The sequence below is a fragment of the Lysobacter sp. CFH 32150 genome (assembly GCF_022758295.1).
Taxonomy (GTDB): domain Bacteria; phylum Pseudomonadota; class Gammaproteobacteria; order Xanthomonadales; family Xanthomonadaceae; genus CFH-32150.
Genome location: NZ_JALDWJ010000010.1, coordinates 144674 through 168835 on the forward strand (window position 1 = coordinate 144674; position 24162 = coordinate 168835).

The 24162-nt window shown below is 65.9% G+C and carries 27 protein-coding genes; 20 read left to right on the forward strand and 7 right to left on the reverse strand.

Going from position 1 to position 24162, the window contains the following annotated elements:
• Positions 1–171 precede the first annotated feature (171 nt).
• The 10 genes from MO486_RS14630 to hemB all read left to right on the forward strand — a co-directional run bounded on the left by MO486_RS14630 (position 172) and on the right by hemB (position 10026).
• The gene (locus MO486_RS14630; protein WP_242909296.1) at positions 172–567 is read left to right on the forward strand and encodes a hypothetical protein; all 396 of its coding nucleotides are present in this window, start codon (positions 172–174) and stop codon (positions 565–567) included.
• Positions 564–2219 carry a PA domain-containing protein gene (locus tag MO486_RS16450; protein WP_305037380.1) on the forward strand — a complete coding sequence of 552 codons (1656 nt, stop codon included), beginning with the start codon at positions 564–566 and terminating at the stop codon, positions 2217–2219. Before MO486_RS14630 ends, MO486_RS16450 begins: the two co-directional genes overlap by 4 nt.
• Before the next feature lie 160 nt (positions 2220–2379).
• Positions 2380–2850 (forward strand): Rrf2 family transcriptional regulator, encoded by a 471-nt coding sequence (locus MO486_RS14640; protein WP_242909298.1) that lies wholly within the window; start codon positions 2380–2382, stop codon positions 2848–2850.
• The gene (locus tag MO486_RS14645; RefSeq protein ID WP_242909300.1) at positions 2847–3068 is read left to right on the forward strand and encodes a YezD family protein; all 222 of its coding nucleotides are present in this window, start codon (positions 2847–2849) and stop codon (positions 3066–3068) included. Before MO486_RS14640 ends, MO486_RS14645 begins: the two co-directional genes overlap by 4 nt.
• Before the next feature lie 65 nt (positions 3069–3133).
• On the forward strand, positions 3134–4597 hold the full coding sequence (locus tag MO486_RS14650) for a porin (RefSeq protein WP_242909302.1): 1464 nt from the start codon (positions 3134–3136) through the stop codon (positions 4595–4597).
• A gap of 19 nt (positions 4598–4616) precedes the next feature.
• Entirely contained in the window at positions 4617–5624 is a 1008-nt protein-coding gene (locus MO486_RS14655; protein WP_242909305.1) for a sulfate ABC transporter substrate-binding protein, read from the forward strand.
• Positions 5625–5828: 204 nt separating this feature from the next.
• A complete protein-coding gene (gene cysT, locus MO486_RS14660; RefSeq protein ID WP_242909307.1) occupies positions 5829–6698 on the forward strand; it encodes a sulfate ABC transporter permease subunit CysT in 870 nt (289 codons plus the stop codon).
• Positions 6695–7561, forward strand: a complete 867-nt coding sequence (gene cysW / locus MO486_RS14665) for a sulfate ABC transporter permease subunit CysW (RefSeq protein ID WP_242909309.1) — start codon at positions 6695–6697, stop codon at positions 7559–7561. The genes cysT and cysW overlap by 4 nt, the downstream gene beginning before the upstream one ends.
• 115 nt (positions 7562–7676) lie before the next feature.
• On the forward strand, positions 7677–8726 hold the full coding sequence (locus MO486_RS14670; RefSeq protein WP_242909311.1) for a sulfate/molybdate ABC transporter ATP-binding protein: 1050 nt from the start codon (positions 7677–7679) through the stop codon (positions 8724–8726).
• A 310-nt stretch (positions 8727–9036) separates the two neighbouring features.
• Positions 9037–10026 (forward strand): porphobilinogen synthase, encoded by a 990-nt coding sequence (gene hemB / locus MO486_RS14675; RefSeq protein ID WP_242909313.1) that lies wholly within the window; start codon positions 9037–9039, stop codon positions 10024–10026.
• Between the two features lie 33 nt (positions 10027–10059).
• On the opposite strand, the gene MO486_RS14680 is transcribed toward hemB, so the two are convergent.
• The gene (locus MO486_RS14680; protein WP_242909315.1) at positions 10060–10935 is read right to left on the reverse strand and encodes a TolB-like protein; all 876 of its coding nucleotides are present in this window, start codon (positions 10933–10935) and stop codon (positions 10060–10062) included.
• 82 nt (positions 10936–11017) lie between these two features.
• Between MO486_RS14680 and aroE the strand changes: the two genes are divergently transcribed.
• Both aroE and MO486_RS14690 read left to right on the forward strand, forming a co-directional pair.
• The gene (gene aroE, locus MO486_RS14685) at positions 11018–11860 is read left to right on the forward strand and encodes a shikimate dehydrogenase (protein ID WP_242909317.1); all 843 of its coding nucleotides are present in this window, start codon (positions 11018–11020) and stop codon (positions 11858–11860) included.
• A gap of 80 nt (positions 11861–11940) precedes the next feature.
• Positions 11941–12195 carry a YkgJ family cysteine cluster protein gene (locus MO486_RS14690; protein ID WP_242909319.1) on the forward strand — a complete coding sequence of 85 codons (255 nt, stop codon included), beginning with the start codon at positions 11941–11943 and terminating at the stop codon, positions 12193–12195.
• A gap of 4 nt (positions 12196–12199) precedes the next feature.
• Here the strand turns inward: MO486_RS14690 and MO486_RS14695 are convergent, their stop codons facing one another.
• The 3 genes from MO486_RS14695 to MO486_RS14705 are packed head-to-tail and all read right to left on the reverse strand — an operon-like array spanning position 12200 to position 14762.
• Complete coding sequence (locus MO486_RS14695) at positions 12200–12736, reverse strand: GDYXXLXY domain-containing protein (RefSeq protein ID WP_242909321.1); 537 nt, start codon at positions 12734–12736, stop codon at positions 12200–12202.
• On the reverse strand, positions 12733–13770 hold the full coding sequence (locus MO486_RS14700) for a DUF4401 domain-containing protein (RefSeq protein WP_242909323.1): 1038 nt from the start codon (positions 13768–13770) through the stop codon (positions 12733–12735). The genes MO486_RS14695 and MO486_RS14700 overlap by 4 nt, the downstream gene beginning before the upstream one ends.
• Positions 13767–14762, reverse strand: a complete 996-nt coding sequence (locus MO486_RS14705) for a DUF2157 domain-containing protein (protein ID WP_242909326.1) — start codon at positions 14760–14762, stop codon at positions 13767–13769. The genes MO486_RS14700 and MO486_RS14705 overlap by 4 nt, the downstream gene beginning before the upstream one ends.
• A 56-nt stretch (positions 14763–14818) precedes the next feature.
• On the opposite strand from MO486_RS14705, the gene MO486_RS14710 reads away from it, so the two are divergent.
• Positions 14819–15520, forward strand: coding sequence for a hypothetical protein (locus MO486_RS14710; protein ID WP_242909328.1), 702 nt, complete (start codon positions 14819–14821; stop codon positions 15518–15520).
• A gap of 47 nt (positions 15521–15567) precedes the next feature.
• Here the strand turns inward: MO486_RS14710 and MO486_RS14715 are convergent, their stop codons facing one another.
• A complete protein-coding gene (locus MO486_RS14715) occupies positions 15568–16101 on the reverse strand; it encodes a gamma carbonic anhydrase family protein (RefSeq protein ID WP_242909330.1) in 534 nt (177 codons plus the stop codon).
• A gap of 505 nt (positions 16102–16606) precedes the next feature.
• Here MO486_RS14715 and xth point away from each other — a divergent pair.
• Entirely contained in the window at positions 16607–17398 is a 792-nt protein-coding gene (gene xth / locus MO486_RS14720; protein ID WP_242909332.1) for an exodeoxyribonuclease III, read from the forward strand.
• Between the two features lie 116 nt (positions 17399–17514).
• On the opposite strand, the gene MO486_RS14725 is transcribed toward xth, so the two are convergent.
• Both MO486_RS14725 and MO486_RS14730 read right to left on the reverse strand, forming a co-directional pair.
• Positions 17515–17781: a GlsB/YeaQ/YmgE family stress response membrane protein gene (locus MO486_RS14725; protein ID WP_242909334.1), complete on the reverse strand. Its 267-nt coding sequence runs from the start codon at positions 17779–17781 to the stop codon at positions 17515–17517.
• A 123-nt stretch (positions 17782–17904) separates the two neighbouring features.
• Entirely contained in the window at positions 17905–19266 is a 1362-nt protein-coding gene (locus tag MO486_RS14730; protein ID WP_242909336.1) for an AMP-binding protein, read from the reverse strand.
• An 84-nt stretch (positions 19267–19350) separates the two neighbouring features.
• Here MO486_RS14730 and MO486_RS14735 point away from each other — a divergent pair, with 84 nt between their 5' ends.
• The 6 genes from MO486_RS14735 to MO486_RS14760 are packed head-to-tail and all read left to right on the forward strand — an operon-like array spanning position 19351 to position 24162.
• Complete coding sequence (locus tag MO486_RS14735) at positions 19351–19926, forward strand: 4'-phosphopantetheinyl transferase superfamily protein (protein WP_242909487.1); 576 nt, start codon at positions 19351–19353, stop codon at positions 19924–19926.
• Positions 19927–19949: 23 nt separating this feature from the next.
• A complete protein-coding gene (gene rsmG / locus MO486_RS14740) occupies positions 19950–20630 on the forward strand; it encodes a 16S rRNA (guanine(527)-N(7))-methyltransferase RsmG (protein WP_242909338.1) in 681 nt (226 codons plus the stop codon).
• Positions 20631–20690: 60 nt separating this feature from the next.
• Positions 20691–21509, forward strand: a complete 819-nt coding sequence (locus MO486_RS14745) for an AAA family ATPase (protein ID WP_242909345.1) — start codon at positions 20691–20693, stop codon at positions 21507–21509.
• Positions 21506–22408: a ParB/RepB/Spo0J family partition protein gene (locus MO486_RS14750; protein ID WP_242909348.1), complete on the forward strand. Its 903-nt coding sequence runs from the start codon at positions 21506–21508 to the stop codon at positions 22406–22408. Before MO486_RS14745 ends, MO486_RS14750 begins: the two co-directional genes overlap by 4 nt.
• Before the next feature lie 51 nt (positions 22409–22459).
• Positions 22460–23425: an SDR family NAD(P)-dependent oxidoreductase gene (locus MO486_RS14755; RefSeq protein WP_242909350.1), complete on the forward strand. Its 966-nt coding sequence runs from the start codon at positions 22460–22462 to the stop codon at positions 23423–23425.
• Complete coding sequence (locus MO486_RS14760) at positions 23422–24162, forward strand: glycosyltransferase family 2 protein (RefSeq protein WP_242909352.1); 741 nt, start codon at positions 23422–23424, stop codon at positions 24160–24162. The genes MO486_RS14755 and MO486_RS14760 overlap by 4 nt, the downstream gene beginning before the upstream one ends.

Sequence of the window (24162 nt, forward strand, 5' to 3'; positions counted from 1 at the left end):
CGCGTCCCGCGGTCGTCCCGGAGCATTGCTGCACTGCGGTTTGAACCCCGAGGGTGGCGGGCGCAGACTCGGCCGACCCGGTCGCGGGGTGCGCCCGGGCTTCCCTGTACCTCCGCATTCGGCCCCCGCCGGACGGAGGATGTTCAACCCATCCGATCAAGGGGTCACACGATGAAGCGTCGAGTCAGCCCATGGTGGCTGCTGTCGGGCATGGTTTTCGGCTGCATGGCCGTTGCCGCCGAACCACAGACAGCCGCAACGCAGGACGTTACTTTCAACGGCATCAAGGTGGCGGTTGATTCCGCGACGGGCAGACTGCGCCCATTGACGCCCGCCGAAGAAAGAGCGCTTTCGGGCGCCCTGCTCAAATCCGGCAAGCCCTTCCCGGGCCAGCCGCGCGACGAAAAAGAAGCGGCCGCGACCAAACGCGTGCACCCCGACGGCACCGTGCAAGTGCAGGTGCCTGCCTCCGTGATGTCCGAAGTGCGTGCGGTCCAGGACGCGGACGGGACATTGCGCCTTTATGAAGGGGACGTCGCCATCGACCATGAGGAGGCCAGCCAATGAAAACCCGCCTCCTGACTGCCTGCGTGCTGGCCGGCCTGCTCGGCGCAGCCACCGCGCACGCCGCCGTCATCACCCCGCTCAATCGCGATCCGGCCGGCAGCGGCCTCAACGATCCGACCGCCGCCGCACCGGTCGGCGGTAACCCCGGCACTACAGTCGGCGAACAGCGTCGCATCGCCTACCAGTTCGCCGCCGACCTCTGGGGTGCCGTGCTGCAGAGCAACGTCGAGATCCGCGTCGCCGCCAGCTTCCAGCCGTTGGCCTGCACGGCCACGTCGGGCGTCCTCGGTTCTGCCGGTCCCTGGTGGGTGTTCCGCGACTTCGACAATGCACCACTGGCCGGCGCCTGGTATCACTCGGCGCTGGCCGATGCGTTCGCCGGCGAAGACCTGGCCGCAGGTGCACCGGCCCCGGGCGACATCGACATTTCCAGCCGCTTCAACGCCAACCTGGGCACGCCCGGCTGCCTGCAGGCCTCCGGCTGGTATTACGGCCTGGACGGCAACACGCCCGCGGGAAAGATCAATTTCCTCGACGTGGTGATGCATGAGATCGGCCACGGCCTGGGTTTCTCCGGCTTCCTCAACAAGACCACCGGGGCACTGGCGAATTTCGACGGTACGCCACGCACCGACGTCTATACCCATAACGCCTACGACAACGTCGAGAACAAGACCTTCGACGACCCGGCCATGACCGATGCGTTGCGTGCCACGGCGATGAAGACGCCGGGGCGCACGGTGTGGGTGGGTGGGGAGGTCTTGGCGCAAGCGCCCATCGCGCTGAACCCATTGCTCCAGCTCAACGCCACCGGCACGCTGACGGCGTCCTATACCGCTTTCGGCACCGCAGCTTTCGGGCCGAAGGTGACCGACGCCAACTTCAGCGGTGAGGTGGTGGTGGTGAACGACGGCGCCGGCGACACCGCCGATGCCTGCGAACCCCTCGCCGCCGGCACCCTCACCGGCAAGATCGCGTTCATCAACCGTGGCACCTGCAGCTTCGAGCCGAAGACGATCAACGCGGCGGGCGCCGGCGCGATCGGCGTGATCATCGGCAACGTGGCCTCGTCCGGCACCCCGGGCACTGCCCCGGGCATGGCGGCCGTCACCAACACCGCCACGATTCCGGCGATCAGCCTGAACCTCAGCGATGCGGATGCGTTCCGTGCGGCCTCCCCGGGCATCAACGTCAACATGACCACGATCCCCGGCCGTTACGCCGGCACAGACCCCAGCGGCCGTGTGCAGTTGTATGCACCGACCGTGGTCGCGACGGGCTCGACGTTCTCGCACTTCGATACTTCGCACACGCCGAACGCGGTGATGGAGCCGGCGATCAATTCGGATCTCGACGCCAACCTGCGGCTCGACCTCACGCCGGCGCTGTACCAGGACGAAGGCTGGGCGTTGAACGCGGGCAATGCGCGCATCGGCAACTGCACGACCAATGTCGACGTGGTCGAGGAAGGCGGCCTGATCGTCGGCGCGAACGTGCAGGCCTGGAGCAACATGTGCCTGAGCACCACGCCGGACAAGGCGGCCTATCAGGCCTGCATGGCAGCCTACAAGGACAGCGCGATCGCCAGCGGCGTCCTGACCGGCAACCAGGGCGGCAAGGTGGTGGCCTGCGCGGCGAAGATCACCAAGTAACCCGCATCGTTGCAGCACTCGAACCGGCGCCCCGTGGCGCCGGTTTTTTTATGCGGCCACGCAGCGTCGGCACATGCCCGACAGGCATAAGCTCATGACACGCCGTCCTTTCCTTCACATCGTCGACGCAGGCGAGCATTTCCTATCTACCGACTAGGACATGGTCACCCGGGACATGCTGACGATGCGGGCCAAATACGCGTTGCGGGCGATGTGCGCACTTGCGCGAGCCGACCAAGTCAGGCTGCCGGCGCACGCCATCGCCGCCGACAGCCGCGCGCCGGGGAAATTCCTCGAAGCGATCCTGCTCGACCTGCGCACCGCCGGTTTCGTCGACAGCCGGCGCGGCCACAACGGCGGCCACGCCCTGGCACGCCCGGCCGAGGAGATCATGGTCGGCGACCTGATCCGTGCCATCGACGGCCCGTTGGCGCCCGTGCGCTGCGCCAGCGTCACCGCCTACCAGCCCTGCCACGACTGCCCCGACCCCCACGCCTGCGGCCTGCGCCTGTTGATGCGCGAGGCGCGCGACGCGCTGTGCTCGGTGCTCGATCGACGCAGCCTGCGCGACCTCGCACTCACCTGGTCCACCAGCACGCCGCTGCTCGCCCTCGACGGAGAAGCCGCATGAATCGTGCCCCCATCGATCATCTCGCCATTGGAACGAAGCCCGTCTCGCGCGAGGACCAGGTCTTCTATGCCGCCAGCCTCAGCGATGGCGAAGCCGCGGTGCTGCGCGCATTGCGCGAGATCGCCTACGGACACGTCGAAGTCGTCGTGCACGGAGCGCGCATCGTCCAGATCACCCGCAGCCAGAAGCTGCGCGTCGATGGTGGCAACCACCGATGAGTCCGCCCCTCCCCGCGCCGACCGGACAACCGGAAGCGTTTTTCCTTTCGCCCCGAGGAATCACCATGGCCGTCCATCACTCCCGCCTGCGCCTGTCGACATTGGCGCTCGCGCTGTTGAGCGCACCGGCGTTCGCGCAATCCCCCGCTCCTGCACAAAGCAATCCTGCGCAAACCAATCCACCCACCATCGAGGAACTCGCCCGCCGCCTGCAAGCGCTGGAGCAACGCCTCGGCGGCGAAGCGACGACGACCGATACCAACACCGTCGCCGACATCGACCAACGCTTGCGCGTGCTCGAACGCAAGCTCGAACTGCAGGCGGAGGAAGCCGCGGCCAAGGCGGCGAAGGATCCGGTCGTCGCGTTGAGCGCCGCCAAGGGTTTGTCGGTCAAATCGCCCGCGGCGGAAGGCGTCGAAGTGAAGTTCAAGGGCCTGGTGCAGGCCGATGGCCGCGTCTTCATCGATGACGAACAGCAACCGCAGAACGACGGCTTCCTGTTGCGCCGCGTCGAACCCACGATCGAAGGCAGTTGGGGGCCGCTGGTCGGTTTCCGCATCCAGGCGCAACTCGCTGGCGACAACGCGACGCTCAATGACGCGTATGCCGATATCAAATTCGATCCGCGTGCGACGGCGCGTGTCGGCAAGTTCAAGGCACCAGTCGGCCTGGAGCAGCTGCAGTCCAGCAGCGGCCTCGCCGGGATCGAACGCGGCCTGCCGACCGAACTGACCCCCGCCCGCGATTACGGCGTGCAGCTGCAGGGCGAATTCAACGACAGCACGCTCAGTTACGCCGTCGGCCTGTTCAACGGCACGCCCGACGGCCGCGATGGTCCCAGTTCGAATCCCGACAACGAATTCGAAATCGCCGGGCGCGTGTTCTGGGAACCGTTCAAGAACGATGCGAGTGCGTTGTCTGGCCTCGGCTTCGGCGTCGCCGGCAGCGCCGGCGAGAAGCGCGGCAGCGGCAACAGTTTCCTGCCGCGTTATCGCACGCCGGGACAGGTGACGTTCTTCAACTATCGCAGCGCGGTCGTCGCCGATGGCGACCATGTGCGCTGGTCGCCGCAGGCGTACTACTACCGCAATGCCTTCGGCCTGCAGGCCGAGTACATCAGTTCGAAACAGGAAGTGCTGCTGCCCGCGACCAACGCACGCGACGATCTCGACCATCGCGCCTGGCAAGTCACTGCGGGTTATGTCCTCACCGGCGAAGACGCCGGCTACAAGGGCGTGGTCAAGCCTAACCATTCGTTTACGTTCGATGGGGCAGGCTGGGGCGCCTTCGAATTGGTGGCCCGCTATGGCGAACTGACGATCGACCGCGACGCGTTCCCGCGCTTTGCAGATGCAAACACCGTTGCGGCTGCGGCGACGACGTGGGGTTTGGGCTTGAACTGGTATCTCAACAGCAACCTGAAATTCGTCGCCAACTACCTGCAGACGGATTTCGAAGGCGGTGCGGCCGACTACGCCGATCGCGAAGACGAAAAAGCCTTCTTCACCCGTGCGCAGTTCTCCTTCTGATCGAGACGAGTCCCCCACCATGAAAACCACGCTCCACAATGTGTTGCTCGGTCTGGCACTGGTGACTGGCGCCGCTGCCGCCAAGGGCCCTACGCTGCTCAACGTCTCCTACGATCCGACCCGCGAGTTGTACGCCGACGTCAACCAGGCCTTTGCCGCGCAATGGAAGCAGCAGACGGGCGAGACGATCGAAATCCGCGCCTCGCACGGCGGCTCCGGCAAGCAGGCGCGCGCGGTGATCGATGGCCTCGAGGCCGATATCGTCACGCTCGCGCTCTCCGGCGACATCGACGCGATCGCCAGCAACAGCAAGCTGCTTCCGGCGAATTGGCAGGCGCGGTTGCCGCACAACAGCGCCCCCTACAGCTCGACGATCGTGTTCCTGGTGCGCAAGGGCAATCCGAAAGGCATCCACGACTGGGGCGATCTCGCCAAGCCCGGCGTCGGCGTGATCACGCCGAATCCAAAAACGTCAGGCGGCGCGCGCTGGAACTACCTCGCCGCATGGGCCTGGGCGTCGCAGCAGTATCGCGACGGCGACAAGGTGATCGGTTTCCTGACCAGGTTGTTCAAGAACGTGCCGGTGCTCGACACCGGCGCGCGCGGTGCGACCACGACGTTCGTCGAACGCGGCATCGGCGACGTGCTGATCGCGTGGGAAAACGAAGCATTGCTGACCCTGGCGGATGCCGACACGCGCGCGAAGTTCGAGATCGTGGTGCCGTCGTTGAGCATCAAGGCCGAGCCACCGGTGACCTGGATCGACAAGAACGTCGCCAAGCACGGTACACGTAAGCAGGCGGAAGCCTACCTGCGCTTCCTGTATTCGCCCGATGGCCAGCGCCTGATCGCCAAGCACCACTATCGTCCGGCCGAGCCGGACAAGGTGCCGGCGGCAGACTTGGCGCGCTTTCCGCAGGTGAAGCTGGTCACCATCGACAACGCGTTCGGTGGTTGGAAGAAAGTGCAGGCGGAACACTTCGCCGACGGCGGGTTCTTCGATCAGATTTATCTGCCGGGGAAGTGAGTCGCTTCGCTCCCTCCCTTTCGCCAAAGGCGAAGGGGAGGGCTGGGGAGGCGTGCTCTTGATCTTGCGTCTCCGGCTGTTCTGGATTCAGCGAAACCACTCCAACTGACTCACATGCGAAAACACCAGCAACAACCAAGGCAAAAGCACCCCTCCCCAACCCTCCCCTGCACGCTTCGCGCGCAAGGGAGGAAGTGAAAGCAAATGACCACCCGCACCCTGCCACTACCGAGCTTACCCATCCCCCGCTGGCGCCGACCGCTGCCCGGCTTCGGCCTCAGCCTGGGCCTCGGCCTGACCTGGCTCAGCCTGGTCGTGCTGCTGCCGTTGCTGGCGTTGACGATCAAGGCCGCCGGCCTCGGCTTCGACGGCTGGTTGCGTGCGATCCAGGACGAGCGCGTGCAGGCGGCGTTGAAACTCAGCTTCACCGCATCGCTCGCCGCCGCGGTGATCGCCTTGTTCGCCGGTGCGCTGATCGCCTGGGTGGTGACGCGCTATCGCTTCCCCGGCCGGCGCCTGCTCGATGCGCTCGTCGACCTACCGTTCGCGTTGCCAACCGCCGTTGCCGGCATCGCGCTGACCGCGATCTATTCGGCCAATGGTTGGGTCGGACGCCTCACCGAGCCGCTGGGCCTGAAGATCGCCTATACCCAGATCGGCATCATCATCGCGCTGGTGTTCATCGGCCTGCCGTTCGCGGTGCGCACGGTGCAACCGGTGCTGGAGGCACTGGGCCGCGAACAGGAAGAAGCGGCCGCGTCGCTCGGCGCCTCGCGCCTCACCACGCTGCGCCGCGTGATCCTGCCCGAACTGTTGCCAGCGTTGCTGACCGGCTTCTCGCTCGCGTTCGCGCGCGCACTGGGCGAATACGGTTCGGTGATCTTCATCGCCGGCAACAAACCGTACGCGACCGAGATCGCGCCGCTGCTGATCACCATCCGCCTCGAGGAATACGACTACAACGGCGCGATCGCGATCGCCGCGCTGCTGCTGTTCGCCTCGTTCGTCTGCCTGCTGGCGATCAATGCAATCCCGTTGCTGTTCGCGCATGAGCGCCGGGAGCGTGGCCGATGAACCGGCGCGATGATCTGCAGCGTGACCTGCTGCGAGAGCCGGCCTGGCTGCGCTGGACGCTGATCGCGCTGGCGGTGATCGTCACGGCGTTGCTGGTGCTGATGCCGCTGCTGATGGTGCTGGGTGCGGCCTTCGGCGACGGTTTCCAAACCTGGTTAGCTGCGCTGAACGAACCTTACGCCGTCGACGCGCTGAAGCTCACGCTGTTCACCGCGGCCATCGTGATCCCGGTCAACGCGATCTTCGGCACGATGACCGCATGGGCGGTGACCCGCTTCGAATTCCGGTTCAAGCGTGTGCTGCTGGCGCTGATCGACCTGCCATTCGCGGTGTCGCCCGTGGTTGCCGGCCTGTGCCTGGTCCTGCTGTTCAGCACCACTCACGGCTGGTTCGCGCAGCTGCTCGAGCATTACGACATCAAGATCCTGTTCGCGCGGCCCGGAATCGTGCTGGCGACGTTGTTCATCACGTTCCCATTCGTGGTGCGCGAGTTGATCCCGCTGATGCAGCAACAAGGTGCGGACGAAGAGCTGGCGGCCCGTTCGCTCGGTGCCAGTGCGTGGACGATGTTCCGCCGGGTGACGTTGCCGAACATCAAGTGGGGCCTGCTCTACGGCGTGCTGCTGTGCGGCGCGCGTGCGATGGGAGAGTTTGGTGCGGTGTCGGTGGTATCCGGACACATCCGCGGCCTGACCAACACGCTGCCGCTGCATATCGAGATCCTCTACAACGAGTTCGACAGCACCGCGGCGTTCGCTGCGGCGTCATTGCTGAGCGGACTCGCGCTGATCACCCTGATCCTCAAGTTCTGGCTGGAAGCACGTCACGGCGACGCGCTTGCGCAATCACATAGGCGTCACTGACATGAGCAACGTCGCAAGACTCGACCGCCACCCGGACTTCCATCCTGCCGACGCGCATGCATCCGCAAGACCGCGGATAGTCCATGATGCGGACGCGAGCAAACCGAGGCATGGCATGGACCTGCACATCCAGGGCATCAGCAAGCAGTACGCCGACGTCGCCGCGCTCGACGCGATCGACCTCGACGTCGCCGCGGGCGAGCTGGTTGCGTTGCTGGGGCCCTCGGGCTCCGGCAAGACCACGCTGCTGCGCGTGATCGCCGGTCTGTTGCACCCGGATTCCGGCCGCCTGCTGTTCGGCGACGACGACGCCACGCGCCTGAGCCTGCGCGAACGCAACGTCGGTTTCGTGTTCCAGCACTATGCGCTGTTCAAGCACATGACCGTGGCTGAAAACATCGCCTTCGGCCTGCGCAGCCGCCCGCGCAGCAAGCGCCCCAACAAGGCCACGATCGCGCGTCGCGTCGACGAGTTGCTGACGCTGATCCAGTTACCGGAACTCGGCGGGCGTTATCCGGAACAATTGTCCGGCGGCCAGAAGCAGCGCGTCGCGCTCGCACGTGCGCTCGCGATCGATCCACACGTGCTGCTGCTCGACGAACCCTTCGGCGCCCTCGATGCCAAGGTGCGCGTCGAACTGCGCCGATGGCTGCGCCGCCTGCACGAACAGACCGGGCAGACCACGCTGTTCGTCACCCACGACCAGGAAGAAGCCCTGGAACTGGCCGATCGCGTCGTCGTGCTCCGCGACGGTCGCATCGAACAGGTCGGCACCCCCGATGAAATCTATCGTGCGCCGGCGTCGGCCTACGTGTTCGATTTCATCGGTCGCGCGAATGCGATCGAAGGCCGCATCGACGGCGACCACTTCATCGCCCACGACCAACCGCTACGCCTGGGCAACGGCAACGCCGACGTGACCACCGGCGACGCACGCCTGTACGTGCGCCCGCACGACCTGGCGCTGGTCGCGCCCGACGAAGGCTGGCCGGCACGGGTCATCGCCGCGCATCGCCTGGCCGATCGCCTGACGCTCGAGTTGCAGGTCGACGGGCAAGCCAAACCGCTCGAACTCGATCTGTCCGCCGCTCCCGACGCCGAACTGCCCGCGCCAGGCAGCACGGTTGGCCTGAAGCCACTGCGATACCGCATCTACGCCGCGTAAGTTCTTGCTCGAGCCTTTGCTCCGAAAGAAACACGAACGGCCGAGACCCACACAACCCGAAGGGCGGCGCACAGGATGTGCGCCGTTTTTCGACCGAGGCAGGATGCCGAGTCGAAAAATCTCCGCAGCCTCCCACGCCGCGGGGTGTGCTCTTGCCAAGGAGGCCATTTCTTTTGGTTACTTTTCTTTGGGCCAGCAAAGAAAAGTGACCCGCTGCGAAGCAGTGGAATGCTCTGCTTCTAAGAGCAAAGTCATTGGATCCCTGCTTCCGCGGGAATGACGGGCAAAGGGCGGCGTAGAATGCCGCCCCATGAGCTACCCCTATACCCGCCCCCGGCGCATGCGCCGCGACGACTTCTCGCGCCGCCTGATGCGCGAGACCGTGCTCACCGCGAACGACCTGATCTATCCGGTGTTCGTCCACGAACCCAAGGGCCGCGAAGCTGTCGCCTCGATGCCCGGCGTCGAACGCCTCTCGATCGATGAACTATTGAAAGTCGCCGAGCGCGCCAGCGAACTGCGCGTGCCGGCGCTGGCCCTGTTCCCGGTCACCGCACCGGAAGCGAAGTCGCTCGACGCCGCTGCAGCCTGGGCCGACGACGGCCTGGCGCAGCGCGCGGTGCAGGCGCTGAAGCAGCGCTTCCCCGAGCTCGGCGTGATCACCGACGTCGCCCTCGATCCCTACACCACGCATGGCCAGGACGGCCTGATCGACGACAGCGGCTACGTGCTGAACGACGCCACCGTCGAAGCACTCGTCAAGCAGGCGCTGTCGCATGCACGCGCCGGCGCCGACGTGGTCGCCCCCAGCGACATGATGGATGGCCGCATCGGCGAGATCCGCGCTGCGCTCGAACTCGACGGTTTCGTCCACACCCGCATCCTCGCCTACAGCGCCAAGTACGCCAGCGCCTTCTATGGTCCGTTCCGCGACGCCGTCGGCAGCGCCGCCGCACTCGGCAAGGGCAACAAGTACACCTACCAGATGGACCCGGCGAATGCCGACGAAGCGTTGCGCGAAGTCGCGCTCGACCTCGACGAAGGCGCCGACATGGTGATGGTCAAGCCGGGCCTGCCGTACCTCGACATCGTGCGCCGGGTGAAGGACGAATTCGGTGCGCCGACGTTCGTGTACCAGGTCAGTGGCGAGTACGCGATGTTGAAGGCCGCCGCGCTCAATGGCTGGATCGATGAGCGCGGTTGCGTGCTGGAGGCGCTGACTTCGATCAAGCGCGCCGGCGCCGATGGCGTGTTGACGTATTTCGCGCTGGACGCGGCGCAGTGGCTGCAGGATAAGTAACGGTGCTGTCCGGCTGAACCTCGCCGGACGCGACTATCCGATGCAACCTGGTTTGCCCGTCACGGCGGGCGCCTTGATCCGGTAGATGTCCATTTTCCCGGCTCGCGGCGCCTTGGCCGTGCCGTTGACCAGGAGTTCGCCAGGCTTGCTCCAGTCGAGCGTCGGTCCGTAGGTGAACCCGTCCTCGGTGTTGAACGACAGCGCCAGCGGCGTCGCCTCGCCGTAGCGCGCGCCATCGCACTGAGCGACGTACAAGCGGACCGGCGCCTCCTTCACGTTTTTCGAACGCGTGAACACGATCGCCTCGCCATCGCCGAGCCAGGCCGCGTCGAATTCGTCACCGGCGGTATTCACGCCGGGAAGCGGCTTGGCGTCGACGAAGGCCTTGCCGTTCCAGGTGGCGACCAGCAAATCCTGGCCGCCGGCGCCACCGAAACCATTACTCGCGAACAGCAGATGGCGGCCGTCGCGGCTCGGTGTCGGCGCCCATTCGGCACCCCCGCTGTTGACACCGGGGCCGAGGTTCTCTGCGCGGCCGAAACCGCCATCGGCCAGCACCGCTGCGCGGTACAGATCGTCGCCACCCTGGCCGCCGGGGCGATCGGAAAAGAAATACAGCCAGCGGCCGTCGGCACTGAACATGGGGTCGTAATCCTTGGACGGACTGTTGATCGACACAGGCCTGGCGTCCTGCCAGCGTCCATCGACCCGATCCGCCTGCCACAGGTCGCGACCGCCCGGGCCACCCTCGCGATCGGTGCTGCCCCAGACGATGCGCTGTCCATCCGGGCTCACCGCGCCGCGCACTTCGCTGTGCGGCGTCGACACCACGTGCATGCCTTCAATGCCAAATTCCGACAACGCGACCACGGGGCCGGCGACGGCCAGGAGTAGACTGGCCGCGAGCAAGTTCGATACTCGTTTTGACCGAGAAAGTTTCATCACACTATCCACGGCGTCAGGACGACGCGAGTGTAGAGGGAGAACGGCGATGAGCAAGCATTACGCGGTGTTCGGACATCCTGTCGCGCATTCGCTGTCGCCATTGATCCATCTCGCCTTCGGTCGACAGACCGGTATCGCGGTCGATTACCACGCCATCGATGTGGCGTCCGGGCAGTTCGCCCAGACGCTGCTCGATTTCGCCGAGCGCGGCGGCGCCGGCGCCAATGTCACCTTGCCGTTGAAGCAGGCGGCGTTCGCGTTGTGCGACGACGTCACCGAACGTGCGCGCCGTGCCGGTGCGGTCAACACGCTGGTGCGCAACGGCGAGACCTGGCATGGCGACAACACCGACGGCGTCGGCCTGGTGCGCGACCTCACCGAACGCCACGGCCTCGACCTGCGCGCGCGCCGCACCCTGCTGATCGGTGCCGGCGGCGCCGCACGCGGCGTGGCGCCTGCCTTGCTCGACGCCGGCATCGGCGATCTCTACATCGTCAACCGCACACCGGAACGCGCCGATGCGCTGGCCGATGCACTCGATGCCCCCGGTCGCGTGCATTCACGCTACCTCACCGACCTCGCCACGCTCGGCGAGTTCGACCTGATCGTGAATGCGACTTCTGCCGCACGTGACGGTGCCTTGCCGATATTGCCGCGCTCGCTGGTCGGACGCCGCTGCGCTGCGGTCGACCTCAGCTATGGCGAGGCGGCGATCCCGTTCCTGGCCTGGGCGCGCGCGGCCGGCTGCCACGATACGGTCGACGGCCTCGGCATGCTGGTCGAACAGGCCGCGGAAAGTTTCGCCCGCTGGCACGGGACGCGCCCGGAAACCGACGGAATCTACACGCAGCTGCGCCAGCGCGACGCGGTGCTGGTCACCGCAGATTGAGAACTGTAGGGTGGGCTTTAGCCCACCGCATGCCGCCAGAGCGGTGGGCTAAAGCCCACCCTACGCACCGAGTTCCGTCGATGCAGTGCCGTGAACACTGCGGTGCCTGTTGCACCGCGCCTTCGATCACATCAAAGATTCCCGGCATGCCTTATGGCAAACCCGCGGGCATGCCCTGCGTGCAACTCGATGCCGATCTGCGCTGCATGTTGTTCGGCAAGCCGGAGCGCCCCGCGTTTTGTGCTTCGTTGCGGCCGCAGGCATCGATGTGCGGGGCGACGCGCGAAGACGCATTTGCAATCCTCGACGCGCTGGAATCTGCGACGCGCCCCTGATCCGTCAGAGCGGTTTGCGTGCCGCGTCGCGCAACCCGGTCAACAACGCCGCACCATCATCTGCCACGCGCAGCTCGCCATAACGCGCCGGCGCGTAGCGCTCGGCCTGGCCTTCGGCGAAGAAGAATGCATTGCTGGCGATGCGCACGTCGGAGCCGCGCTGGCGGTAACGCACGGCGACTTCGGTGTTGGCGCGCGGGGTGGGGGCGTTTTGTTCACGGATGAATCGGCCCACGCCATCGGCATCGCGAGCGAAGATCGCGTAGCCATCATTCGCACCTCCGGGGGTCGCACGCCAATCGGAATCGACGCGTGGCATGCGGCCATCGGCACGCAGGGCGTCGGTGATGTTGTCGCCGGCGGCGAAACGCAACGCCATGTAATCGCCCTGCATCAGCGAGCGCGGATCGACCGGGGCGAGTTCCAGCAAGACCACCGTGCCATCGCGCAGCAGCTGTTCGCGCTGGGCTATGCCGCGATTGACGACAAGCAGCACCAGCGCCAGCCCGGCCCACAACAACACAGTGCGCCAACGGTTCATGCCGACCTCCCGACCACGCGCAGGTATACGAAGCGCGCCAGCAACAACGCGGCGCCACTGAGCGCCAGCCACTGGGCTTTCTGTAGCAGCGGCACGTCGAGTTGGTAGTAGTAACGCAGCAGATACACGCCGACGCCACCGAGGCCGACGACCAGCAGCGCGACCCGGCTCGTCGCGAAACCAGCGAACGCCAGCGCCAGGCCCACGGCGATCCCTGGCGCCCGCAACCACAGCAGGGCCAGTGCGAATGCGCCCAGCAGTAGCAGTACATCGTGCCGACGACTTGCGCTTGCGTCTCCAGGCGGCAACAGGGCGGCGACGGTGGCCGGCAGCAATGCGGCCGTGGCGAGTTGCGCGCCTACGCGCCATGCAGGATCGAGGGCGTCACGCATGAATTCGCCGGCATTGCCGAACCAGGCCAGCAGCAACGCCGCCAGGCTCAACGCCCACGCCATCGGCGACAGGCGTGCGCTGGAGCTGTCGCGTCGTTCATTCCACCACCACAGTACGAGCGCCGCCCATGCCAGCACTGGCAACGACAGCGCTAGCCCGCGGTCGTCGATTTCCGTGCAAAAACCGACGAGCGACGCCGCGAACACCGCGCCGCAGAGGAAGCGATGCATCGGCGTGGCACCGAGCGCATACAACAGCAGCGCGACCGCGCCCAGGCCAAACCAGGCGAGACTGTCGCCGACCAGGTCGTGCAGCGCCATGCCGATCAGGATCTGTCCGGCCAAGCTCAACGCGATCGCGCCCTGGCCGAGGAATTCGCCACCGCGCGCGACGCGCAGCAATGCCAGCGCGCCGGCGCAACACAACGCGCCGATCACCAGTGCGGTACCACCATGGCGCCACAGGTCGTCGAACAACGCGGCAAAGAACCCGAACAACAGCAGTGCCGCGATCCAGGCCGACACGCCGACCAGGGCGGCGAGATACCACGGCGTGCCCGACGACGACGCCGGCATTTCGCCGGTCACGAGACCGGCGTCGCGCAATTGCGACCACAACGCATTCGAGGTTTGCGGATTCATCCGGCCTCCTGCTGCGCCAGCCGGCGCAAGACGATCGCCGCCACGGCCGCCTGTCCAATCACCAGCAGCGCGAGGATCAACCAGGCGCCGATCGCCTCGTCCGAACCATCAAGCAGCGCCCGACCGAACCAGCAGGTGCTGATCGCGATCACGCTCAACGCCAGCATGGCGAGGATGGCGAGATCGCGACGCTGGCGCAGGTAGACGTAGCCCAGCGCGAGCACCGCCAGCAGCCATACGCCGGTGGCCGCACCGACGTGGAAGCGTTCATCGTCGACGACATCGACGATCCCGTTGATGGTCAAACCAAGCAATGCCGCGGCCGCAAGCAAGCGCGGTCCGGCACGACCGTGGAATTCCGACCAACGATTCGCGGCGAGTTCCCAGCCGGCCAACAACGCGAGGTTCAGCACGCCGACCAGCGCCGCCATGTCCCAATCGCCGAACCAGAATTGCGGCCGCAGGCCCAGCCACAGCGCCACGGCGACGTTCAATACCGCCGCCCACAGCAACCACAGGGCGGCATTGCGCCCGGCGAGCGCCCATGGCAACGCGAGCGCCGTCCACAGCGCGAACAATTCCCAGGTGTCGGCGCCGGTCTGGTAGGTCTGGCCGATCAATGCAAGCAGGCCGCCGAGCAACACCGTGGCGAGGAACAGGGCGGCCTGCGCCGCGACGCGCACGATGCCCAGCCAGGCCGCGGCGATCACCGCGCCGACCAGCACCACCTGCATGCCATACAGGCGCGCGAACTTGCCCAGATGCTCCCAGTTGGCGGCGATGAAGCAGACCGCGCCGGCAGCGAGCAGGGCCACGCCCAGCCACAGTGCCAATCCATCAAGGAACCGTCGCCACTGTGCTGCATCGGGGATGGGGCCCAACAATTGCTGCGCACGTGTGAATGTGGAGGCATCCAGCACGCCATCGCGTCGCCAGGCGACAAGCCGATGCTGCTGCGCGATCCCGTCGGTCCAACGCTTCCATTCGGCCATGGCGCCCCCTTTGTCTCAGCTTAGCGCACACGCCATGCGCCATCTCCCCGTGGGCGATGGCATCGCGCCGCGAAGATTTGGCACTATTCCCCCGCCATCAGGCGCTCACAGGGGAGGCAACGATGTTGATTTGGGGATCGGGTGGAAACACCCTGCAATTGGGGGATGCCGGAGTCGCGCATTGCCCGGCGTGCGAGAAGGACCGCATGTTCAAGAACGTGCTGGTCTATCGCTATGCGCACATTTGGTACCTGTTCAACTGGGTCACCAAGAAGGCGTACTTCAAGGCCTGCGAAATTTGCGGGCGTGGGCCGGAACAGGATGCCAAGGCCATCGAAGCAAAGCTCGGCAAGTCGCCGATTCCCGCTTTCCGCCGCTATGGCGGCTTCGTCCTGCTCGGCTTGATCGCACTGGCCATTGTCGGCGGTGTAGTGGCGTCAAAGCAGTCAACCGCAGAAGAAAATGCGCTGCTCGATCATCCGCAGGTCGGCGACCTGTATACCGTCTACGTAGATGAAATCGTGCCGGACGCCTTCGACCAGCGCACCTATGGCGTGATGCGCGTCGCCCAGATCAACGGCGATACGGTTTCGTTGCAGGTGCCGAACATTGGTTACGACAAACTCAAAGGTGTATTCGCCGATCTTCGCGGCGATGCCAAGAACGAAAGTTATTACGCACCGGGCACAGTGCAACTGTCGCTGGACAAGCTGAAACAACTGCATGACGCCAACAGCCTGATTGACGTCACGCGCTGACGACCAGGACAGGCAGCGGTGCTGCGGCACCGCTGCCTGTGCATGCGTCAAGGCGCCAAGTACTGGTCCTTCAGGCGCACGTAATGCTGCGCCGAGTAGTACAGCGCTTCGATTTCGGCATCCGAAAGCACGCGGACCTTCTTGGCCGGATTGCCTAGCCACAACTCACCCTCGCCGACGACCTTGCCCGGCGCGACCAAGGCGCCGGCGCCGACGAACCCGTGCTTCTTCACCACCGCACCATCGAGCACGATCGCGCCCATCCCGATCAGCACCGCGTCTTCGATCCTGCACGCGTGGATGATGGCCTTGTGGCCGATGGTGACGTCGTTGCCGATCACCGTCGCGAACCCGCCGAGCTTGGCGTGCGGACCATCGTGACTGACATGCACTACGGTGCCGTCCTGGATGTTGGTGCGCGCACCGACGCGGATGAAGTTCACATCGCCGCGCACGATGGTGCCAGGCCAGATCGAAACATCGTCTCCCAGGACCACGTCGCCGATCACGCTGGCGGCGGGATCGACATAGACGCGTTCACCAAGGGTAGGCAGGGTGCCGAGATAGGGGCGGATATGCATGGCGGGATTTTACAAGCCGTCGCCAGGAAAAGGGCTCATCTTTTGCTCTGAAGCTATTGCTTCCTGCTTCTAAAGAGCATCGATTGACGATCACCTGCACAACCCGGAGGGCGGCGCACAGGACGTGCGCCGTTTTTCGACCGAGGCATGGATGCCGAGTCGAAAAATCTCCGTGACCTCCACGCCGCGTGCTGTGCTCTTGCCGAGGAGGCCATTTCTTTTGGTTACTTTTCTTTGGGCCAGCAAAGAAAAGTGACCCGCTGCGAAGCAGTGGAATGCTCTTGCCCTTAAAAGCAAAACGGCAAAGTCAAAATGGATCCCGGCTTTCGCCGGGATGACGAGCAAGGGCAGAAGCAGAGCAAAGTCACTGGATCCCCGCCTTCGCGGGGATGACGAGCAAGGGCAGGAGCAAGGTCACCGCTTCGTGGGGATGACGGGCAAGAGCTCGCGCCCGATGCGTGCGGCTTCGCTGGAATGATCGAATGCACCCGCTACACTCCCGCCCATGAAAATCGCCAGCTGGAACGTCAACTCGCTCAATGTGCGCCTGCCGCACCTGCAGCAATGGCTGCAGGACTTCGCCCCGGACGTGGTTGCATTGCAGGAAACCAAACTCGAGGACCCCCGCTTCCCCGACGCCGCACTGGCCGAACTCGGCTATCGCAGCGTTTTTTGCGGGCAGAAGACCTACAACGGCGTCGCCCTGCTCAGCCGTTTGCCTTTCACCAGCGAATGCATCACCGCGATCCCGAATTTCGATGATCCGCAGAAGCGCGTGCTCGCGGCGACCGTTGGCGACGTACGCATCGTCGACCTGTACGTTGTCAACGGCGAATCGGTCGGCAGCGAGAAATTCGAATACAAGCTGCGCTGGCTTGCCGCGGTGCGCGAGTGGCTGGCGGAAGAACTACGCCAGCATCCGAACCTGGTTGTACTCGGCGATTTCAACATCGCGCCGGAAGACCGCGACGTGCACGACCCGAAACGCTGGCGCGAAAAGATCCTGTGTTCGACGCCCGAGCGTGTGGCGCTGAATGATCTGCTCGGCCTTGGCCTGCACGACAGCTTCCGCCTGCACCACGAAGACGGCGGCCATTACAGCTGGTGGGATTACCGGCTGGCCGCCTACCAGCGCGGCTGGGGCTTGCGTATCGACCTGGTGTTGGTCAGCGAAGCGCTGCGCGCGCGTTGCGTTGCGGCAGGGATCGATGAGGTGCCGCGGACGTGGGAGCGACCGAGCGATCACACGCCGGTATGGGTGGAGTTGGATCTGCCCGGGTCACCGCACGCTGGATAAAAAAGTGCCGGGCACGGCCCGGCACCAGCGTGTGTGGAATCGGAAATCGCCGTCGGCGATTCCCGATTCCCCGTTCTTGATGATTTCGTCTCAGTGCCACGTCTCAGTGCCGCGCCTCAGCGCACGCGACCGCGGCGGAACAGATTGACGATCGCGAGCAGGATGATCGCGCCGATCAGCGAGACCACCAGGCTCATGATGCTGAAGCCTTCGTTGATCGAGCCTGCGCCGACCAGCGGCCCGATCAGCCAGCCGCCGATGAAAGCGCCGACGATTCCGACCACCACGTTCAGCAGGATGCCCTGCTGCGCATCGGTCTTCATGATCATGCTGGCCAGCCAGCCGATGACACCGCCTACGATCAACCAGATGATGATGTTCATGCACCAGCTCCTTTGCGGATTACCACGTCGCTCCCGGCATTGGGGGCTCGCGCAAAGTCTCGCCAGCAGAGTGTGATGGCTGTGTCAGAGCCCAATTCAGCCCCATGACGGGGCAGAAAATCCTTACGAATCCGTGCCTTGCAGCAAGGTCGCCAGCGCCTGTCGGGGCAGCTTGCCGGTGTCGTTGCGCGGCAGCGCAGCCACTCGTTTGAGCGGGCGCGGCAGGAACACCGGGTCGATCTCGCGCCGCAATGCAGCGAGGATTGCGGCTTCGTCCAGCCCTGGCGCGACCGCGAGTGCAGCGATGCGGCGCACACCGTCGCAGCCGGCCTGATCGAGCTGGAACACCACCCCGTCCTCGACCCCGGGAATCGCCAGCAGCTTGCGGGTCAGGTCGCCGAGGGAGGCGCGTTTGCCGGCGATCTCGAGCAGGTCGGCGTTGCGTCCGCAAAGAAGGAAGCGGCCGTCACCCCCGATGATCTCGACGAGGTCGGCCAAGGTGACCGACGCCACCAGATGCGGCGCATGGACCGCGGTGCCATCCGGTTGCGGCGCCAAGCGCACACCAGGCAGCGGCGTCCATGCGGTTTCGTGCGCGGTGCGGCGACGGGCGATCACGCAGGTTTCGGTGGAGCCGAACAGCTCGCGCACTTCGCAACCGAAGCGTGTTTCCGCAGCTGCGGCGAGTTCGGGCGCCAGCGGCGCCGTCGCCGAGACGATGCCGGCGAGCGGCGGCAACACCACGCCGGCTTCGACCAGGGCGCGCAGGTGCACGGGCGTGGTCACCAGCACGCGCGGTGCCTGCGCGTCGTGCAAGGCGCGGGCGATGTCTTCGGGGAAGAAGGGCCGCGCCGCATGCACGGCAGCCACGCCAAGCAACGGCAACAACACCGAGAGTTCCAGGCCATACATGTGTTGCGGCGGCACGGTGGCCACCAGGTGCGGCGCCTCGTCGCCCCACAAGTCGCCGAGCGCGACCAGGTTCTGCGCCGTGCTCGTGCGGAAACTGCCCCAGGTTTTAGGATTCGGTTGCGGGCGGCCGGTACTGCCGGAGGTGAAGCCGATCGCGACCAGCGCATCGTCGGCCAGCATCGGCACCGACCCGGTCGCATTGGGCAACACGTCCGGCAGGCGCCAGTAATGCGGCGGCGGGGATTCCAGATCGCAGTCGCCCAAGCAATAACTGTCGGCATGCCGGGACAACACGTCCGCAACCACCGCCGGCGCGCGCGAGGGCGGCAACAGATTGACCTGCCCGCGCAGCGCCACCGCGCAGAATGCGACGAGGAAGCGGTAACGGTCCTCGCACAGATTGATCGCATGGCGCCCGGCCGGCAGCGCCGCGGCGACACCACGGACCTGGCCGAGGAAAGTGGCAAGCGCGATCTGACCGTCTTTGTCGAACGCGACCGCACGGGCGTCATCGCCCTGTGCGATCGGCGTCGGCGACACGACATTGGCGCTGGTTTCGATGACTGCCGACATGGTGTGTTCCCGCGGCCGCAGCCGCTCCCCTGCGATTACTTTACGCTGCGACCGTCCCGTGCCGCGAACGCGCCTTTCATGTCCCTGACTGCCGACCACGCCTCGCTCGGCCCGATCCGCTGGACCTGGCGCCCGCATGCGCACGGCATTCCCGCCGAGACCGAGGTGCGACGGTGGCTCGCAGGATTGCTGGACATCGCGCCGGAGTCCTTGCCGCTGCACCGCGACTTGCACGGCCGGCCGCGGCTGGAGACACCCGACATCGACCTGAGCTGGAGCCACAGCGGCGACGGTTTGCTGATCGCGCTCGGTACCGGCGTCGAAGTCGGCATCGACCTCGAGCGCCTGCGCCCGCGGCCGCGCGCGCTCGACCTGGCACAGCGCTACTTCACTGCCGCGGAAAATGTCTGGCTGGCGACCCAGGCCGATGCTGCGCGCGAACTCGCCTTCGTCCGCCTCTGGTGCGCGAAGGAATCAGTGTTGAAGGCGCACGGGCGCGGCATCGCGTTCGGCCTGGACAAGCTCGAATTCGTTGAGCGCGACGGCGTGCTGCGCCTTCGCGCCTGCGATCCGGCGCTCGGTACGCCGGCGCAATGGCAGTTGCACGAATTCGCGCCGCAACCCGGCTATCGCGCCGCGCTGGCGTGGCGCACCGTGTAGGAGCCGCTCCTACAATGGTGCGCATGGCTGACACCTTTTCCCCCGACCTCCACGCCGAACTCGACGCTGGCCTCACCGCGCTCGACCTCGACGCGCCCTCGCTGGCGCCACCGTTGCTCGCCTACCTGGCCCTGCTGGCGCGCTGGAACCAGACCTACAACCTGACCGCGATCCGCGATCCGCGCGAGATGGTGGCCAAACACCTGCTCGATTCGCTGGCGATGCATCCGCTCCTGGACAAGATCACCGTTGAGAACGGCTCCCTGGCTGACCTCGGCACTGGCGCGGGCCTGCCGGGCATTCCGCTCGCCATCGCCAAACCCGGGCTGCAGGTGACGCTGGTCGAGTCGAACGGCAAGAAGGCACGCTTCATGCGCGAGGCGGTGCGCCAGCTCGGCCTGGGCAACGCCCGTGTGGTGGAATCGCGGATCGAGGCCTTCGCCGCACCCGGCCAGTTCGACGCGATCACCGCACGGGCCCTGGCCACGCTGCCGCTGATCCTCGAACTCGGCGGCAGCCTGCTCAAGCCCGACGGCAAGCTGCTGGCGATGAAAGGCACCTATCCCGCCGAAGAGATCGCCGGACTTCCTGCCGGTTGGCGGCTGGAAAGCGTGCATCCGCTGGCCGTGCCGGGGCTGAACGCGGAACGGCACCTGGTCGTGGTGGGACGCGACGCCGGCAACGGCGAGCCGCTGCGGGCATAATCCCCCTTCGGCCTGCCGTACCTCCTTGGCGCCGACACTCCTGCAGGGGACACACGCGCCGTGACGGCCCGCATCATCGCTATCGCCAATCAGAAAGGCGGGGTCGGCAAGACCACCACCGCGGTCAACCTGGCCGCGGCGTTGGCGCGCACGCCCAAGCGCGTGCTGCTGGTCGACCTCGATCCACAGGGCAACGCCACCATGGGCAGCGGCATCGACAAGCGCGAACTGCGCGCTTCGTCCACCGACGTGCTGCTCGAGGAGATGCACGCGCACAGCGCGATCGTGAAGACGCCGGAAGACTTCGACCTGCTCCCCGGCAATATCGACCTGACCGCCGCCGAAATCGAACTGATGGACGAGGAAGGCCGCGAACAACGTCTCAAGCGCGCACTCGAACCACTGCGCGGCGACTACGACTTCATCATCGTCGACTGCCCGCCCGCGCTGTCGCTGCTCACCCTCAACGCGCTGACCGCGGCCGACTCGATCCTGGTGCCGATGCAGTGCGAGTACTACGCGCTGGAAGGTCTGAGCGCGCTGCTGCAAACCATTGACGCGCTGAAGCAGCGCCTGAACCCGGCACTGGAAATCGAAGGCGTGCTGCGCACCATGTTCGACGTGCGCAACAACCTCGCCAACGCGGTGTCGGCCGAACTCACCACCCATTTCGGCGACAAGGTGTTCCGCACCATCGTGCCGCGCAACGTGCGCCTGGCCGAAGCGCCGAGCCATGGCCAGAGCATCATCGGTTACGACAAGGCCAGCCGCGGCAGCGTCGCCTACCTCGGCCTCGCCGGTGAAGTGCTGCGGCGCCAGCGCGAACGCGAGCAGGCCGCGCGCGTGCCGAAACAAGAACAGAAGGAGACGGCGGCATGACCGTTGCGAAGAAGCGTGGCCTCGGCCGCGGCCTGGAAGCCCTGCTCGGCCCGAAAGCGGCCGCCGAAACCGTGCCGCTGGAAGCGCAACCGGGGGAAACGCTGCGGCGCCTGCCGATCGCGCAGCTGCAACCGGGCAAGTACCAGCCGCGCACCGGCATGGACCAGGGCAAGCTGAGCGAACTGGCCGAATCGATCAAGGCGCAAGGCGTGATCCAGCCGATCGTCGCGCGCGAGATTGGTCGCAACCAGTACGAAATCATCGCCGGCGAACGCCGCTGGCGCGCCTCGCAACTGGCCGGCCTGAGCGAGATCCCGGCAGTCGTGCGCGTGGTCGACGACCATGCCGTGATCGCGATGGCGCTGATCGAGAACATCCAGCGCGAAGACCTCAACCCGCTCGAAGAAGCCACCGCGCTGCAGCGCCTGATCGACGAATTCGACCTCACCCACGCGCAGGCTGCCGACGCGGTCGGCCGTTCGCGCGCCGCGGTCTCCAACCTGCTGCGCCTGCTGGAATTACCGACCGAGATCCGCGTGCTGGTCGAAACCCGCGCACTGGAAATGGGCCACGCCCGCGCGCTGCTGACACTGACACCGCAAGCGGCGATCGCGCTGGCGCGCCAAGCCGCCGAACACGAATGGTCGGTGCGCGAAGTCGAACACCGCGTGCAACAGCTGACCGCCGGCCACGTGCCGGGCAACAACAAGAAGAACAAGCCGGCCAAGGCCAAGCCGCAGGCGGATATCGCCTCGCTGGAACGCGAGCTGTCGGAAACGCTGAGCACCCGCGTCAATGTGCTGCACGGCCGCGGCGGCAAGGGGCGGCTGGTGATCCATTACTCCGACCTCGAATCGCTCGAAGGCGTGCTGGAGCGGTTGCGCGGCAAAGTGGATTAAGTCCTCGAAACCGCGGGACAATAGAGCGATGCCCGCACGCATCGACCTCGCATGACCGTCCTCGTCACCGGCGCCGCCGGCTTCATCGGCGCCTATGTTTGCCGCGCGCTTGCTGCACATGGCGAGGCCGTGGTCGGCCTCGACAACTACAACACTTACTACGACCCGCAGCTTAAGCACGATCGCGTCGCCGCACTGTGCCCGGACGCGCGCATCGTCGAGCTGGACCTGACCGACCGCGACGGCCTCGCCGCGCTGTTCGACGACGTCAAGCCAGCGCAAGTGGTCCACCTCGCCGCGCAGGCCGGCGTGCGCTATTCGCTGGAAAACCCGCAGGCCTACGTCGACAGCAACCTCATCGGGTTCGTCAATCTCCTGGAGCTGTGCCGGCACCGCGGCGTGCAGCACCTGGTGTACGCGAGTTCCTCATCGGTGTACGGCGATTCGGCGACCCCGCCGTTCTCCGAAGACCAGCGCATCGACCAGCCGCGCTCGCTGTACGCCGCGACCAAGGCTGCGAACGAACTGATGGCGCACACCTACGCGCACCTGTACGGGTTGCGCGCGACCGGGCTGCGATTCTTCACCGTGTACGGCCCCTGGGGCCGGCCGGACATGGCACCGCTGCTGTTTTCGCGCGCGGTGCTGGCGGGACGGCCAATCACCGTGTTCAACCACGGCGCGATGCGCCGCGACTTCACCTGCATCGACGACATCGTCGCCGGCGTGCTCGGCGCGCTGGCGCATCCTTCAAGCGACGATCCACCGCATCGTGTATTCAATCTCGGCAACCACACGCCCGTGGAACTCGAGCACTTCATCGCGGTCATTGAGCAGGCCGCCGGCAAGCCGGCGCAGAAGGTGTACCAGCCGATGCAGCCGGGCGACATGGTTGAGACGATGGCCGATACCTCGCGTGCGGAAGCGGCGTTCGGATTCGAGCCGACCACGGCGATCGAAACCGGCATGCCGCAAGTGGTCGAATGGTGCCGCCAGTATTTCGGAGCAAATGCGTGAACGAAGCACTGCAACTTTCCGTTGTCGTTCCCGTGTTCAACGAGCAGGACAACGTCGGCCCGCTGCTGCGCGAAATCCTCGCGGCCTTGCGCGGCAGGATTGATTTTGAAGTTGCTGCCTTTGAAGTGATTTTCGTCGACGACCATTCGCGCGACGGCACGCTGCAGGCATTGCAAGCGCTGAAGGCGGAAGCGCCAGAGCTTCGTGTTCTGCATCACGTGCAGCAATCCGGCCAGAGCACCGCGATCCGCACCGGCGTGAAAGCCGCGCGCGGCGCATGGATCGCCACGCTCGATGGCGACGGCCAGAACGATCCGGCCGATATCCCGAAGCTGCTCGATGCGCGCGCCACCGCACAGCCAACGATCAAGTTGTTCGCCGGTTGGCGCGTCAATCGCCAGGACTCCGGCAGCAAGCGCTGGGCGTCGAAGTGGGCCAATGCGATCCGCTCGCGCATGCTGCGCGACGACACGCCGGATACCGGCTGCGGCATCAAGCTGTTCGAGCGTGAGGCCTTCCTCGACCTGCCTTATTTCGACCACATGCATCGCTACCTGCCGGCACTGATGCAGCGCGCCGGCTGGCAGACCGTCAGCGTGCCGGTCAATCACCGTCCGCGTTCGGCCGGAGTGTCCAAGTACAACAACCTCAATCGCGCCCTGGTCGGCATCCGCGACCTGCGTGGCGTGGCGTGGCTGATCCAGCGCAGCAAGCGCACCGCGGTCGAAGAGGTCTGA